This window comes from Pseudomonas acericola (SeqCode), assembly GCF_053456465.1.
The window spans coordinates 129,721-143,802 of record NZ_JBRFJB010000008.1; the positions used below are offsets into that span (position 1 = coordinate 129,721).

Sequence of the window (14,082 nt, forward strand, 5' to 3'; positions counted from 1 at the left end):
GTGGCGAGGGAGCTTGCTCCCGCTGGAGTGCGAAGCGCTCCCAAGATTTTGGGGCCGCTGCGCGACCCAGCGGGAGCAAGCTCCCTCGCCACAACAAGCCCTCCCACATTTTTGATCGCCGTGTCTTCTAGGCCTTGCGCACCCGCATCAGCTCCGACAAACCCACCTTGAGCAATCGCGCAGTCTTGCCATTGGCCAGCGCCTCCAACCCTTCATGCTCAGTCAACCGCGCCATCTGCGCCGCCAGGTTCACCACCAGCGCATCGCGGGCATACACCCCGCCCTCCAGCGAATAGATCGCCGCGATCAACTGCCGCAACTCATGGGGCAAGCGCCAACGCGCACGCAACGCTGAGCCATAGGCCGCGCCGAAGGTGTAGAGCGCCTCGCCAATCGCTTCGTCATCCAACTCACCGCCGCCTTGACGCCAGTCCTCAAGGCAGCGCAACAACGCCAGGTCGCCGAGCCGGTGCAGGATGCCGGCGCTGTAGCAGCGCTCGTGATCCAACTCCAGCATGCGCGCCAGACGACGCGCGTAGTCGGCGGTGTCCTGGGACAACTGCCAGTGACGCTCGGCATAAGCCACCAACGCCGGGTCGCCCAGCACCACGTTGTGCTTGAGGGACAGGCCGAGGATCAGGTTCATGCTTTGCCCGGCAGCCAGCTTGTGCAACGCCGCCGGCAGGGTTTGCACCGGCGTACCGTGATGGCCGGCGCTGTTGGCAGCGGCAATCAGCACGGCGGTGATTTGCGGGTCCATGCGCACCTGGTCTTCCAGGCGCTTGAGGTCCAGGCCCTCGGGGCCAAGGCTTTTTTGGACGGCGTCTTTCACATCCACGCGCAACGGTGCGCCGTCAGAGGCTTCACGACGGCGCTCAAGGAACGCCGGCAGGGTGATGCCCGGCGCCAGCGGCGGGATTTCGCAGTACACCGTTTCGCCTTCATTGAGCAGCAGGTCTTGCAGACGCTGGGTCAGGCTTTCCATGTTCAGGGGTTTGGTCAGGTACGCCGTGGGCGCCAGGGGCAGGGCTTCACGCACACTGGCGCTGTCATTGCGACTGCTCAACAGAATGAACGGCAGCGCGGGCGAGCGGCGCTTCTGGCGCACGCTGCGCAGCAGGCTCAGGCCATCAATGCCCGGCAGCTCCCAATCGGCCAGGATCAAGTCGTAGGCTTTTTCCCGCAGCAAGGTAGCCGCTTGCTGACCATCGGCACACACATCCAGCCGTGCGTCACAGCGCACGTTCAACAACACTTGCTTGAGCAGGTCCCGCGACCAAGGGTCCGCTTCGGCAATCAACACACGGGGTACAGCGGGTAAATCAACAGCAGTCATCCAGCACGCTCCATCGGCAATGCTTGCACCTTAGTCAAAGAAGCCGCCCGCGAGCAAAAAAAAACCGCATATGCGGTTTTTTTGTTCACGGGCGGCTTCTTTGAGCTGCAAGTTTCGAGCTGCAAGCTGCAAGCCGTGTATCACTTGCAGCTTATAGCTTGCCGCTCAAAGCTCTGCGAAGCACTCTTCGATGATCGCCAAGCCTTTGTCCAACAGCTCGTCCGGCGCAGTCAGCGGGACCAGTACGCGCAACACGTTGCCGTAGGTGCCGCAGCTCAGCAGGATCAGGCCCTTGTCACGCGCCTTGGCCACCACGGCAGCCACGGCCGCAGCGTTTGGCTTGTGGGTGTCGCCGCCATCGAACAGCTCGACGGCGATCATCGCGCCCAGGGCACGCACGTCACCGATCACCGGGTACTTGGCCTGGATGGCTTTCAGGCCAGTCACCAGGCGCTCGCCGACGGACTTGCAACGGTCCAGCAGGTGCTCTTCTTCGAACACTTCCATCACCGCCAGCGCAGCCGCGCACGCGATCGGGCTACCGGCGTAGGTGCCGCCCAGGCCGCCTGGGGCGATGGCGTCCATGTATTCAGCCTTGCCGCACACACCAGCCAGTGGGAAGCCACCAGCGATGGATTTGGCGAAGGTGGTCAGGTCGGCAGCAACGCCCATCTGTTCCATGGCGAAGAAGGTGCCGGTACGGCCGGCGCCGGTTTGCACTTCGTCGGCGATCAGGAGGATGCCGTGCTTGTCGCACAGTTCACGCAGGCGCTTCATGAAGGATTTCGGCGCGACGTAGAAACCGCCTTCGCCCTGCACCGGCTCGATGATGATGGCAGCGATATCACGCGGCTCGGCATCGTTCTTGAAAATGCGTTCGATGCTGGCGATGGAGTCGTCGTCGCTCACACCGTGCAGTTCGTTCGGGTACAGCGCGCGGAACACGCCGCCGGGCATCAGGCCCATGCCGGCCGAGTACGGCACGACTTTGCCGGTGAGGCCCAGGGTCATCATGGTGCGGCCATGGTAGGCGCCGGTGAAGGCGATCACGCCAGCACGGCCAGTGGCGGCGCGGGCGATCTTCACGGCGTTTTCCACCGCTTCGGAACCGGTGGTGACCAGCAGGGTTTTCTTGGCGAAGTCGCCAGGCACCTTGGCGTTCACTTTCTCGCACACTTCGACGTACGGCTCGTAGGCCAGGACCTGGAAGCAGGTGTGGGTCAGCTTGTTCAGCTGCTCGGTCACAGCGGCGATGATTTTCGGGTGCACGTGGCCGGTGTTCAGCACGGCGATACCGCCGGCGAAGTCGATGAACTCGCGACCTTCAACGTCGGTCACCGTGGCGTTCTTCGCGGATTCGGCGAAGATCGGGTGGATCTGGCCGACACCGCGCGGTACAGCGGCTTCGCGGCGTTTCATCAGGGATGCGTTGGTCTTGCTCATAAAGTCCTCATTCGCCACTCATCGGGTGGCGTGGTCCAAGGAATACGTGGCGGGGAGGCAACTGCGGCAGCATGCGATGATCGACTGCCACAGCGTTCCCGGCCACTACGAATAACGTCTTGAAACACGCAAAGGGTCAGCGCTCTCGTGCCCTCTGCGTTCACTGCAATCTCTTACAGGGCTTAGATGCCCAGGCAGAGGTATTTGATTTCCAGGTAATCCTCGATCCCGTACTTGGAGCCTTCACGGCCCAGGCCCGAGGCCTTGATGCCGCCGAACGGCGCCACTTCGTTGGAGATCAACCCGGTGTTGACGCCGACCATGCCGTATTCCAGGGCTTCGGCCACACGGAACACACGGCCCAGGTCGCGGGCATAGAAGTAGGAGGCCAGGCCGAACTCGGTGTCGTTGGACATCGCGATCACTTCGGCTTCGTCTTTGAAACGGAACAGCGGCGCCAGCGGGCCGAAGGTTTCTTCCTTCGCCACAGCGGCATTTTTCGGCACGTTGGTGAGGATGGTCGGCTCGAAGAAGTTGCCTTCCATGACCTTGCCGCCCGCCAGCAACGTCGCGCCTTTGCTCAGGGCATCGGCGATATGTTCCTGAACCTTGGCCACGGCTTTTTCGTCGATCAGCGGGCCTGTGGTGGTGCCGTCTTCCAAACCGTTGCCGATTTTCAATTTGGCCACGGCCACTTTGAGTTTTTCGGCGAAGGCGTCGTACACCGAATCCTGGATGTACAGGCGGTTGGCGCAGACACAGGTCTGGCCGTTGTTGCGGTACTTGGAGATGATCGCGCCTTCGACGGCCTTATCCAGGTCGGCGTCGTCAAACACGATGAACGGCGCGTTGCCGCCCAGCTCCAGGGAAACTTTCTTGATGTCCTTGGCGCATTCGGCCATCAACTGGCGACCGATTTCGGTCGAGCCGGTGAAGGACAATTTACGCACGGTCGGGTTGCTGGTCAGCTCGCCGCCGATGTCGCCAGCGCTGCCGGTGACCACGCTCAGCACGCCTTTCGGGATGCCGGCGCGGTGCGCCAGTTCAACCAGGGCCAGGGCCGAGAACGGGGTTTGCGAAGCAGGCTTGATGACCATGGTGCAACCGGCGGCCAGGGCCGGGCCGGCTTTACGGGTGATCATCGCGGCCGGGAAGTTCCACGGGGTGATGGCAGCGGTCACGCCGATCGGCTGCTTGATCACGATCAGGCGCTTGTCGGGCTGGTGGCCGGGAATCACGTCACCGTAGATGCGCTTGGCTTCTTCGGCGAACCACTCGATAAAGGAGGCGGCGTAGACGATTTCGCCCTTGGCTTCGGCCAGCGGCTTGCCTTGTTCGAGGGTCATCAGGCGCGCGAGGTCGTCCTGGTTTTCGATCAGCAGTTCGAACCAACGGCGCAGCTTGTTCGCGCGCTCCTTGGCGGTCAGCGCACGCCAGGCCGGCAAGGCGTTGTCGGCGGCTTCGATGGCGCGGCGGGTTTCCGCGGCGCCCATCTTTGGCACGGTGCCGAGAATCTCGCCCGTGGCAGGGTTGTTGACCTTGATGGTCTGACCGTTGTCCGCATCGACCCAAGCACCATCGATAAAGGCTTGCTGGCGGAACAACTGGGCATCTTTAAGCTGCATGTCGGCTTTCCTTAACAGCACCGCGCGCACGCGGAGCGAATTAGAGTTGTTGAAAGGCGCCTTGTGGGCTGCCGTCAGGGAAATCAGCCCCAGCGCGCGGGATAAGTGAAGCGCACGCGGGAGACAGAGCGTTTGAAATCTCAAACGAATCCTAGGATCAATGGGGGTACAGGGCAATAGTCTGTTCGAAAAAAAGAACGAAAACGGCGCATTTGCCGGATCTTTCGGATCAGCGTGATTGGCCCGGGTTCCGCCGCCTTGACCGGCGGCGCCCGACTTAGGGCGCCAGCGCGCCGATTTCCTACGGTTCAGCGGCCAAAAACCAGCATGGACGCCCAAGGGCGACATGGGTATGATGTCGCCCGCACAAGCATCCGTAGCTCAGCTGGATAGAGTACTGCCCTCCGAAGGCAGGGGTCGTGGGTTCGAATCCCGCCGGGTGCACCAGATCCAGATGAAAAAGCCCCAGGTCGAAAGGCCTGGGGCTTTTTTGTGGACGTTGAATCAACGTTGTTTCAACGCCTCCAACCGCGCTGGCAAATCCTCCTCGGGAAAGCGCTCATGCAGCGCCAGCAGCTGTTCATCCGCAGCCTTGCTCTGCCCCGCCGCCCGCAACCGCACAATCTCCCGCAACCCCTCCTCCAACGAAGGCAACGCCACCGGCGCACGCTTACTGAGCTTCGCGCTGGACTCATCCGCCATCGCCCCCATGACCTGCACGCTCTCAGCCTTCGGCGCGGCAGCCATTCGCGCCACCGGCGCCGGCGCGGACATCATGGGCGGCGGTGGACTGGCGGCCTCTTCATGCAGCGCCGAGAACGTCGCAGTGGAGATTTCCGGCTGCGGCACGGGCGAGCGCGTGACCACGCCCACCATCAGCGCCAAACCGGCGACGGTGGCGAATGCCATTTGCCAGCGCGGTCGTTGGCAGGCGTGCAGCCAGCGTTGCCACAGGCTCGGTTGCGGCGCCGGGGCTTCGCGGCGGGCGGTGGCGAGGATGAAGGCGTCGAGGGACGCGGGTGGCTCGCCCGTGGACTGTTGACGGTAGTGCTGGAGCAGCACGTCGTCGGCATCTGAAGTGTGTCGGGAGTCGGTCATGCGGGTATCTCCTCGGCCAGCAGGCGGCGCAGTTTCTGCTGGGCGTAGCGCAGGCGGCTTTTTACGGTTTCCAGCGGGGCCTGGGTGAGCGCGGCGATTTGCGGCACTTCGAGGTCGCCGTGCAGACGCAGCAGGAAGACTTCGCGCTGGTCTTCGGGCAAGTCTTGCAGCGCCGCGTCGAGCCGCGCCTGGTCGCGGCTCAGGCTCAGTTGCTGCTCGGGGCCGGCGCTGTCGTCGGCCTGGGCATGCAGCTGCTCGTCGTAGCTGTCGTGCAGTGGGTTATGGATGCCGTGCTTGCGCCAATGGTCGATCAGGCGGTTGCGGGCAATCTGGAACAACCACGTACGAAAACTCGCCCGGCCCTGTGGCTGGGTGGTGCTGCGGATCAGGCTGAGCCAGGTCTCCTGGTAGATTTCCTCGGCCAGTTCGGCTTTGTTGCTCAGGGACACGAGGAAGCGATACAGGCCTTGGCGATGCCGCGCGTACAAGACTTCGAACGCGGCAGCATCACCGGTTCGATAGCGGGCCAGCAGCGATTCGTCGCTGGGTGAATCCTCTGGAACGGCCATGTCGATGGCGAACTCCTTTCGATGGATCAATGCAGCTCCCACAATGGAGCGTTGGTGTATGCGGGATCAGTGTTTGAGGCTCTGCGCCAACTCCACCAACTGCACGAACTCATGGCGCAGCCCAAACGGGTCATCGCCGAGGGCCGAGCGGGCCAGTGCGGCGGTATCCCGCAAGCTCATGCTGCCAGTGTAGCGGCCATCGCCCTTGAGCTGTTGGGCGAAGGCGGCCACGGCAGCCGAGAACCGCAGGTCATCGCTGGCCGCTGTGGACAGGTTGTTGATGGGCCGCTCAATCAGCTGACTCGCACCGCCTGCAACAGGCTTGTAGCGCACGCGCAACATTGCCAGTTCATCGGCTTTGTTTTGCACCTTGGACCCGGCAGCGTAGCGCAACGGCTCCAACCAGCCTTTCTCGCCCGTAGGGACGATTTCATACAGCGCCGTTACCGTATGCCCTGCGCCAATCTCACCCGCGTCCACCTTGTCGTTGCTGAAGTCCTCACGCTTCAAGGCGCGGTTTTCATAGCCGAGTAAACGGTATTCGCTGACGCGTGCCGGGTTGAATTCCACCTGCAATTTCACATCCCGCGCCACCACTGCCAGGGTCGAGCCGAGCTGATCCACCAGCACCTTGCGTGCCTCGCGCAGGTTGTCGATGTAGGCGTAGTTGCCATCGCCGGCGTCGGCCAGTTGCTCCATCAGGTGTTCGTTGTAGTTATCCACACCGAACCCCAAGGTCGTGAGGGATACACCGCTTTTGCGCTGCTCGACAGCCATTTGCTTGAGGCTGTCAAAATCGCTGACACCCACATTGAAGTCACCGTCGGTGGCCAACAGGATGCGGTTGATGCCCTTGTCGATAAACCCTTCGCGGGCCATCTGGTAGGCCAGTTCGATGCCCGATGCGCCAGCCGTCGAGCCGCCGGCGGTCAGTTGATCGATGGCGTTGCGGATCCTGGCCTTTTCGCGACCGGAGGTGGGTTGTAGCACCACGCGCGACTCGCCGGCGTAGACCACCAGTGACACACGGTCCTGCTCGCGTAATTGATCCACCAACAGTTTCAGGGTGCTTTTCACCAGCGGCAGGCCTTCGCGGCGGTCCATGGAGCCGGATACGTCCACCAAAAACACCAGGTTGGCCGGCGCCAGGTCTGCCACGGCGTGGTCGGACGCGCGGATGCCGATGCGCAACAATTGGCTGTGCGGGTTCCACGGCGTAGGGGCGACTTCGGTGGTCACGCCAAAGGGCGAGCCATCGGTGGGCATTGCGTAATGATAGGGAAAGTAATTGACCATCTCCTCCAATCGCACAGCGCCTTCGGGCGGCAGGCTGCCTTGGTTGAGGAAACGCCTGACGTTGGCGTAGCTGCCGGTATCGACGTCAACGCTGAAGGTAGAGACGGGCGTTTCGGCCACACGGTGTACCGGGTTATCCGGCAAATTGGCGTATTGCTCGCGAGGTTCGCTGCGGTATTGGCTGACGACCGAGTCGCTCAGCATCATCGGCGCAGGCGCCGCACGCTTGACCAAGGCGCCTTCGGCGCGCAACTGCTCACGTTGTGGCGCGGCGATGGGCATGACCACCACCGGCTCGACGGTCGTATGCGGGGTTGGGGACGTCGACGCCCCACACCCGGCCAGCGCGATCCACGAGGTGATAGCAAGGCCTTGGGCGACGGGACGCAGGAGCGGCAGTGTAGGACGGATCATGGCGGCGAAACCTCGGGGATGAAGGGTGTATTCATTCCTTCAGACGCAAACCTGGCCAGTTTCGGGTTAAACGTTGAGGTGTTTCCTGTGAACGTATATGTGAGTCAGTTGTTTTCTATCTCAGCTGTTTTAGCAAAATGAAAAAACAGATCCGATGGGAACTTGCTCTAACTCAAACCTCTAGAAAAAAACACGAAGCGCCAGAAGTTGCTACAACGCACGACAGTGTCGTTTAGCGCCTGACCCGTAACATTTGCGCAATTGGCACAGGCATTGCCCCAATGCAAACGTGTTCAGACGCAAACGGAGATTGCCTACAAACCTCACCAAGGAAAAAGAAACAGTGTTAGGACAGTCTGACCATGATAATTGCCCCTGGAGCACCTGCGTTTTTCACCCATTTCATCAAGCCACCAAGGCCGCAGTACTTCTTCCGCCCGTTCAATCTGCCACTTATTTTCCGGCCCTTCATCCAACCCTTCATCAGCCACCCTTGGCTGCGGCCGTTCCTGCACCCAGCCTTGCGTCAACCACAGCAACCACAGCAACCGACCACCCGTACCGCGCGTGTCTCGTTGCAAAACCCGGACAGCAGCAGCCCCCGCAACTGGGAGGGCAAGGACATGACCCAGCGCCAGGACGACCCTTACATCGCCAAGGTGAACAAGCAGTCCTACGACAGGCAGCGGGCGATCGAGCAACTCACACGCGGCATCTCCACATGGCAAGACACCAATCGAAACAACAAGACCGAGATTGCCTACTCATTTAAACAAGGTGGGTTCAACGACCAGCAGAAACAGGATGCCCGACAGGCGTTAACCGCCTGGAGCGATCTGGCCAACCTGGAATTTACAGAAGACGGTGGTGCCGCCGAAGGTCGAGTGACGTTTGCCATTTCAAACTCGGTCAGGACCGCATACGCGAATCACCCGACACCCCATGGCGGACGGGGAGGCGAAACCGTCTACAACCCCGCGATGGCGACGCGCGAGATGATGATCCACGAGACCGGGCACGCCCTCGGCCTCAATCACCCCGGCAACTACGATGGCCGTGCGGAAGAACACCAGCGAGTGTATGCGCAGGACTCCACCGCCCATACCGTGATGAGTTACTTCAACGCTGGATACAGTGGCAAACAACTCGGCGCAAAACCCCTCGCACCGATGATGGATGACATTGCAGCGATCCAGGAAAAGTACGGCGCCAATCATCAAACACGAAAAGAAGACAACACCTACGGCTTCAACTCCAATACCCAGCGGGATTACTACACACTCAACTCTGCCCAGGATCGATTCATCGCCTGCATCTGGGACGGCGCCGGCAATGACACGCTGGATGTCTCCGGCTATCAATCGAACCAGAACATCAACCTGCGGGCGGGCTCGTTCTCGGACGTCGGCGGGCTGGAGGGTAACGTCTCCATCGCCAGGGACTGCATCATTGAAAATGCCATCGGCGGGCATGGCCACGATACGTTGATTGGTAACGACGCCGATAACCGGCTCACGGGTGGCGCGGGGGGCGACCAACTGCAGGGAGGCGGCGGGGCCGACACCTTCATCTATAACAACGCCAGCGACTCTACGCCCGAGCACCCCGACACCCTGATGGACTTCACCAGCGGCATCGATAAGATTGACGTGTCTGGCGCGATGAAAAATGCCAATACCGCCACGCTGATGCTTGTCCAAGCGTTCAGCAGCAAGGCGGGCGAAACGGTGCTGGTGTACGACGAAAAAACCGGACACGGCAGCGTCTCCATCGACCTGACCGGCGACGGGCGTGCCGACCTGCTGATCAACACCCGTGGCCAGGTCAAACCGGAAGACATCATTCAGCTCAAGACCGCGCCATTGCCCGCGAGCAAGTCCAAACGCAAGCGTAAGCAGCGCCTGCGCAGGCGCCGTGGCTGAATCGCTCCACAACGAAAAAAGCCCTCCCCGCGTACTGCCAGAGAGGGCTTTTGCCTACAGCACAACGGGCTTAGTCAGTACCGTACTTCGGATTACGCGGACCGTACAGAATCCCCGTGCGTTGCCCTGGCGACAGCAGCCGCGCACTGGTAATCCCGGCAATCGGATGCGCCGCGTCGGTAGAACTGTTGATCACCTGCTTGACCGCCGCCGTGATCAGCATGCCCACCAGGCCGCCGCCGTTGTTGTTGCCTTCTTCGCTGGAAGCCCGCGCCGAGCCGGTCCACAGGGTGGTGCCGGTGCGCAAGTCGACCAGTTTGGCCGAGGCCGTCACCGCCGTATCGCTGGCGATCAGCATGTACTTGGTGCCGTACTCGGTAACGGTGATGTACAACGCCGCGTCCGCACCGAAGATGTCATGCAGCTTGGTCGGTGGCAGTGCCTGGATATCGTTGGCCGTGGTCAGACCGTTCTGGCGGAAGGTTTCGTCCACCAGGGCAATCGGCAACACGTAGTAGCCGGCTTCGGCCAACGGGTAGGTGACTTGCGACACCAGGCTGTAGGACGCCTGCACTTCCGGCGACTCATTGAGCGGCGGCAGCACCAGGATCGACTTGGGCCGCGCCTGTTTGTACGCCGTGTAATCCACGGTCTTGGGCGCGGCGCAACCGCCGAGCAAAGCCAGGGCCAGCAAGGCGCCGGTGAGTTTCAACAGGCTCATTTAGTGGCGACTCCGGTCTTGGCGTTTTTCAGCAAAAAGTCCATGTACGAGGCAGACTCGGGGAACAGTGCCTTCTCGGTGCGAAACTCCTGCACCATCTGGTCATCCTTGCCCATGCTCAGGTACAGCATGCCCAGGTGCGCGTGGTAACCCGGTGGGGCTTTACGGCCACTGGCGTTGATCTTTTGCAGATCCCGTTCCAGCGCTTCGACCTGCGCTTCCTTGGGCTCGCCCTTGAAGTACTCGTAAACCTGCGGCTGGTAGCTTTCCCATTGATACAGGGGCTGGGGCGCCGTGTGGCACCCGGCGACTACTGCACTTGCTGTCAGCATCAGCGCCAACTTCACTGCCTTGCTCATCCGTGTACTGCTCCTTGAGGTGTTGCTGATCAGTTGCGCGGGTTCCAGGCGCCGGCGTTGATGCCGTCTACCAAGCGGTTGATGGCTTCGCGCATGGCCAGGTCGAGGACCTTGCCATTGAGGGTGGAGTCGTAGCTGGCGGTGCCGCCGAAGCCGACCACTTCACGGTTGGACAGCGCGTATTCACCGGCGCCCTGAGTGGAATACACCACTTCGGAAGTGCTGATATTGACGATATTCAACGCGACTTTGGCGTAGGCCACCTGGGTCTTGCCGCGACCGAGGATGCCGAACAGCTGGCGGTCGCCGGTTTCTTTGCGGCCGAACTCGGTAACGTCGCCGGTGACCACGTAATCAGCGCCCTTGAGCTTCTGCACGGTGCCTTTGATCGCCGCTTCCTGGGAGATTTCGCCCATGTTGTCGCGGTCCAGCACGCTGAAGCGGTTGGTCTGTTGCAAGTGGGTGATCAGGATGGTCTTGGCCTGGCCGCCGAGGCGGTCAACGCCGTCGGAGAAGATGCCGCGCATGTAGCTGGAGCGGTTGTCGAATTTGCCCACGGCAATCGGCACGCGCACGCCGTTGTAAACGACGCCAGCGCTGGCGACTTTTTCCACCGGCAGGGCGCGGTTGCTCTCGGTGGCGCAACCGGCCACGCCGAGCAGCGCTGCGGCGGTGAAGCCCGACAGCAGGATTTTGGACAGTGCTTTCACAGAGTGCTCCTAGAGTGAGAAATCAGCAGGTGCAGCAGGTAAAACTAACGGGTGGGAATGTTGCGTATGTCGTTGACGATGTCGCGGCTATAAACACTGAAGTAGAAGCCTTCGACACTGGCGTTGCTTTTATTCGTCACCAGGGCGCCCATGGTTTTGTACTGCTCGAAGTTGCCGATCACGCCGCCGGGCACCTGGTCATACAGGGCCTTGGAAAAGTGCAGCACCTCGGTGCCGTTCTTCTTGACCGCGACCTTGTAGCTGAAATCGACACTGAGCAGCAGCTTGTTGTCGTCGACGATCAGGGTGGCGAGCCCGCCTTTCGAGTCCTGGATATGGCGCGTGTACACAATGTTCATATCCAGCAGATAGTCGGCCTTGTCCTTGCTGGTGGCGTAGCGACCGGCCTTGAGCAAACGGTTGACCATATCGACCCCCAGCGCTTGGCGAACCTTGTCGTCGGGCAGGAAGCGCTCGTTTTTACCCACCACCTCAACATCAAACGTGTCGAGCCAGAAGGTTGCAGTCTTGGGAATGGTGACCGGCGCCGGGGAGACGTAGTACTCCGGCTTGGAGGCGCAGCCCGCCATGAGGCAGACGGCGAAAAAGAGGACAAGCAAGCGCATGTATGAATTCATCCCTGAACAGTATCGAGCTTTAAACAATCGCGGCATTTTACGGAGTTAGGAGGGGTTCTCAAGTGTATTTGGTCAGTTGCGTGCGCTGTCACTCGGCATTGTCGTTGCCTGGGCCACCGCTATCGCGGGCAAGCCCGCTCCCACAGTTGACTGCATTCCAAGGTGGGAGCGGGCTTGCCCGCGATGGCGTTCGCCCAAACACCGCAATTATTGAGGCCGGCACACGTTGTACGCCTGGTTCTCGGCCACTTCCTCCATGTGATGCCCAATCACCGTATTCAGCACCAACTGCCGCTCCGACTTCCCGGTCGCACGGTACGCCGAGCCTTGGGCATCGGTCTGAATCCTGAATCCGCCGCTAGCCAGCTGCTTGACCAATTGCACCCGCCGGGCCCTATCGCCATTGCCACGATGGTCGCTCGGCGACAGGAACACGTAGCGCTCCTGCTGTAGCAACCACACCGGCCGATTACTGCTCTCGCTGGCAAACACGTAGGCACAATCCACCGCCGCCGCCGGGAAACTGGCCTTGCGCACATAGTGCCCGTCCTCATATCCCACCAGCGTGACCAGCCCGGGTTGCACAACGGCCACCGCGTCCTCGGTCTGCACGCCGTCTTGAACGCCGTAGTTCGAATAGGCCCAACGCAACGGGATGAACTGCGCCGGGGTTGCCGCCAGGGCGAGGTCGTTGTTGATCCGCGCCTGATCCTCGGCGCCGCGATAGGGCACGCCCTGGCAGCCAGCAAGCACGACGAGGCAGAGCAACATCAAGCTTCTGGTCATGGGAACGTCGTCCCGATGCGCGACCGATCTTCGGAAAACCAGATCCCGGTGATTTTGCCGACCACATCCTCAACGGCGACCTGGCCCATGAAGCGGCTGTCGTTGCTGTTGTTGCGGTTGTCACCCAGCAGGTAGACGTGACCCGGTTCGACCTTGAGCGGCGCGAGTTCCATCGACGCCGCGCCGTTCACGCGGTCAGCCGGGGCATGGAACAGGCCGAGGTTTTCACCGTTGTGGATCAGCTCGCCATTGACGATGGCCAAGGTATCGCCGCCCACGCCGGCCACACGCTTGACCGCCTCGGTGCCGTTCCAGCGGTACACCACGATGTCGCCGACCTTCGGCGCACCAGCCTTGAGATCGGAAACGATGTAGTCGCCGATCGACAGCGTCGGCGCCATCGAGCCCGACGGAATGTAGTAGTTCTTGAAGCCCAGCAACGGCCCCCGCAGCACTTCCAGCAGCACAAAGGTGAGCACCATCAACACGCCCACATACAGCGCGTGGAAGCGTTTGCGCGGCACATCCGGCGGGCCGTCGTAGCGACGCGCCAACACCGCCGACACGATCGCCGAACTGAGCTTGACCGTAATCGCGAAGGCGGCAAATACGTACAGCCCGATGGGCGACGCGATCAGGCCGCAGACGCCGAGCAACACCACGCCGCCGTACAAAATCGCGGCGACCCAGATCGCCCATTTGATCCGGCCCACGTAGACCAGGCCCCAGCCCGCCACCAGGCAGGACATCAGGAAGGCTTGCAGGGAGAGTTTTGCGGGTTTCATTGAGGGTCCTTAAGAAAAATTGGTGTCCACAAAGTGTTGCGCGAAGTCTTCAGCGTTGATCGGGGTCCCGGCGCTGGCAAACTTCTCGGCGTTGGTGCGCCATATCTCTCTGATCTTGTCGGCGACCGTCGCGGGGAAATCCATTTGCGCCTCGATCACCGCCTGCCAACTGCCCGACACGCCATACACCTCGTGCAGCTTGGGCTCCATGGCACGCAAGGTGGCCTGTTGCTCATCGCTCAGTTCACCGATGGCGTCCAGGACATAGCACTCCAACAGCCGCAGAAACGGTTTACCTGCATATCGATCCATAGCCCCTCTCCAAAAAATACACAAAACCCTGTGGCGAGGGAGCTTGCTCCCGCTGGAGTGCGCAGCGC

General features: G+C 61.4%; 14 protein-coding genes and 1 tRNA gene. 2 read left to right on the forward strand and 13 right to left on the reverse strand.

The window, feature by feature from the left end:
* Positions 1 to 127: 127 nt before the first annotated feature.
* From ACU688_RS24110 to gabD, 3 genes are all read right to left on the reverse strand, one after another.
* Positions 128 to 1,336, reverse strand: a complete 1,209-nt coding sequence (locus tag ACU688_RS24110) for an HDOD domain-containing protein (RefSeq protein WP_448186642.1) — start codon at positions 1,334 to 1,336, stop codon at positions 128 to 130.
* Positions 1,337 to 1,501: 165 nt separating this feature from the next.
* The gene (gene gabT, locus ACU688_RS24115) at positions 1,502 to 2,779 is read right to left on the reverse strand and encodes a 4-aminobutyrate--2-oxoglutarate transaminase (RefSeq protein ID WP_448186643.1); all 1,278 of its coding nucleotides are present in this window, start codon (positions 2,777 to 2,779) and stop codon (positions 1,502 to 1,504) included.
* A gap of 182 nt (positions 2,780 to 2,961) precedes the next feature.
* On the reverse strand, positions 2,962 to 4,404 hold the full coding sequence (gabD, locus tag ACU688_RS24120; protein WP_448186644.1) for an NADP-dependent succinate-semialdehyde dehydrogenase: 1,443 nt from the start codon (positions 4,402 to 4,404) through the stop codon (positions 2,962 to 2,964).
* Between the two features lie 370 nt (positions 4,405 to 4,774).
* On the opposite strand from gabD, the gene ACU688_RS24125 reads away from it, so the two are divergent.
* Positions 4,775 to 4,851: transfer RNA gene (locus ACU688_RS24125), tRNA-Arg, on the forward strand.
* Between the two features lie 57 nt (positions 4,852 to 4,908).
* Here the strand turns inward: ACU688_RS24125 and ACU688_RS24130 are convergent.
* The 3 genes from ACU688_RS24130 to ACU688_RS24140 all read right to left on the reverse strand — a co-directional run bounded on the left by ACU688_RS24130 (position 4,909) and on the right by ACU688_RS24140 (position 7,781).
* On the reverse strand, positions 4,909 to 5,502 hold the full coding sequence (locus ACU688_RS24130) for a hypothetical protein (RefSeq protein WP_448186645.1): 594 nt from the start codon (positions 5,500 to 5,502) through the stop codon (positions 4,909 to 4,911).
* On the reverse strand, positions 5,499 to 6,071 hold the full coding sequence (locus ACU688_RS24135) for an RNA polymerase sigma factor (protein ID WP_448186692.1): 573 nt from the start codon (positions 6,069 to 6,071) through the stop codon (positions 5,499 to 5,501). Before ACU688_RS24135 ends, ACU688_RS24130 begins: the two co-directional genes overlap by 4 nt.
* 66 nt (positions 6,072 to 6,137) lie before the next feature.
* A complete protein-coding gene (locus tag ACU688_RS24140) occupies positions 6,138 to 7,781 on the reverse strand; it encodes a vWA domain-containing protein (RefSeq protein WP_448186646.1) in 1,644 nt (547 codons plus the stop codon).
* 362 nt (positions 7,782 to 8,143) lie between these two features.
* Here ACU688_RS24140 and ACU688_RS24145 point away from each other — a divergent pair, with 362 nt between their 5' ends.
* Complete coding sequence (locus ACU688_RS24145; RefSeq protein ID WP_448186647.1) at positions 8,144 to 9,703, forward strand: M10 family metallopeptidase C-terminal domain-containing protein; 1,560 nt, start codon at positions 8,144 to 8,146, stop codon at positions 9,701 to 9,703.
* A gap of 70 nt (positions 9,704 to 9,773) precedes the next feature.
* Here the strand turns inward: ACU688_RS24145 and ACU688_RS24150 are convergent, their stop codons facing one another.
* From ACU688_RS24150 to ACU688_RS24180, 7 genes are all read right to left on the reverse strand, one after another.
* Positions 9,774 to 10,424, reverse strand: coding sequence for a DUF799 domain-containing protein (locus ACU688_RS24150; RefSeq protein ID WP_207040891.1), 651 nt, complete (start codon positions 10,422 to 10,424; stop codon positions 9,774 to 9,776).
* Entirely contained in the window at positions 10,421 to 10,783 is a 363-nt protein-coding gene (locus tag ACU688_RS24155) for a DUF4810 domain-containing protein (protein ID WP_017739195.1), read from the reverse strand. The genes ACU688_RS24150 and ACU688_RS24155 overlap by 4 nt, the downstream gene beginning before the upstream one ends.
* 29 nt (positions 10,784 to 10,812) lie before the next feature.
* Positions 10,813 to 11,493 carry a CsgG/HfaB family protein gene (locus tag ACU688_RS24160; protein WP_448186648.1) on the reverse strand — a complete coding sequence of 227 codons (681 nt, stop codon included), beginning with the start codon at positions 11,491 to 11,493 and terminating at the stop codon, positions 10,813 to 10,815.
* A gap of 44 nt (positions 11,494 to 11,537) precedes the next feature.
* A complete protein-coding gene (locus ACU688_RS24165; protein WP_448186649.1) occupies positions 11,538 to 12,119 on the reverse strand; it encodes a hypothetical protein in 582 nt (193 codons plus the stop codon).
* A gap of 219 nt (positions 12,120 to 12,338) precedes the next feature.
* Positions 12,339 to 12,917, reverse strand: a complete 579-nt coding sequence (locus ACU688_RS24170; RefSeq protein ID WP_448186650.1) for a hypothetical protein — start codon at positions 12,915 to 12,917, stop codon at positions 12,339 to 12,341.
* The gene (lepB, locus tag ACU688_RS24175; protein ID WP_448186651.1) at positions 12,914 to 13,702 is read right to left on the reverse strand and encodes a signal peptidase I; all 789 of its coding nucleotides are present in this window, start codon (positions 13,700 to 13,702) and stop codon (positions 12,914 to 12,916) included. Before lepB ends, ACU688_RS24170 begins: the two co-directional genes overlap by 4 nt.
* Positions 13,703 to 13,711: 9 nt before the next feature.
* On the reverse strand, positions 13,712 to 14,014 hold the full coding sequence (locus tag ACU688_RS24180) for a hypothetical protein (protein ID WP_448186652.1): 303 nt from the start codon (positions 14,012 to 14,014) through the stop codon (positions 13,712 to 13,714).
* Positions 14,015 to 14,082 lie beyond the last annotated feature (68 nt).

What these genes read in the sequence shown, in the direction of transcription:
- lepB (WP_448186651.1), bottom strand. Translation starts at nt 13,702, where the DNA reads ATGAAACCCGCAAAACTCTCCCTGCAAGCCTTCCTGATGTCCTGCCTG.
- ACU688_RS24150 (WP_207040891.1), bottom strand. Translation starts at nt 10,424, where the DNA reads ATGAGCCTGTTGAAACTCACCGGCGCCTTGCTGGCCCTGGCTTTGCTC.
- gabD (WP_448186644.1), bottom strand. Translation starts at nt 4,404, where the DNA reads ATGCAGCTTAAAGATGCCCAGTTGTTCCGCCAGCAAGCCTTTATCGAT.
- ACU688_RS24135 (WP_448186692.1), bottom strand. Translation starts at nt 6,071, where the DNA reads ATGGCCGTTCCAGAGGATTCACCCAGCGACGAATCGCTGCTGGCCCGC.
- ACU688_RS24165 (WP_448186649.1), bottom strand. Translation starts at nt 12,119, where the DNA reads ATGCGCTTGCTTGTCCTCTTTTTCGCCGTCTGCCTCATGGCGGGCTGC.
- ACU688_RS24180 (WP_448186652.1), bottom strand. Translation starts at nt 14,014, where the DNA reads ATGGATCGATATGCAGGTAAACCGTTTCTGCGGCTGTTGGAGTGCTAT.
- gabT (WP_448186643.1), bottom strand. Translation starts at nt 2,779, where the DNA reads ATGAGCAAGACCAACGCATCCCTGATGAAACGCCGCGAAGCCGCTGTA.
- ACU688_RS24145 (WP_448186647.1), top strand. Translation starts at nt 8,144, where the DNA reads ATGATAATTGCCCCTGGAGCACCTGCGTTTTTCACCCATTTCATCAAG.
- ACU688_RS24170 (WP_448186650.1), bottom strand. Translation starts at nt 12,917, where the DNA reads ATGACCAGAAGCTTGATGTTGCTCTGCCTCGTCGTGCTTGCTGGCTGC.
- ACU688_RS24110 (WP_448186642.1), bottom strand. Translation starts at nt 1,336, where the DNA reads ATGACTGCTGTTGATTTACCCGCTGTACCCCGTGTGTTGATTGCCGAA.
- ACU688_RS24140 (WP_448186646.1), bottom strand. Translation starts at nt 7,781, where the DNA reads ATGATCCGTCCTACACTGCCGCTCCTGCGTCCCGTCGCCCAAGGCCTT.
- ACU688_RS24155 (WP_017739195.1), bottom strand. Translation starts at nt 10,783, where the DNA reads ATGAGCAAGGCAGTGAAGTTGGCGCTGATGCTGACAGCAAGTGCAGTA.
- ACU688_RS24130 (WP_448186645.1), bottom strand. Translation starts at nt 5,502, where the DNA reads ATGACCGACTCCCGACACACTTCAGATGCCGACGACGTGCTGCTCCAG.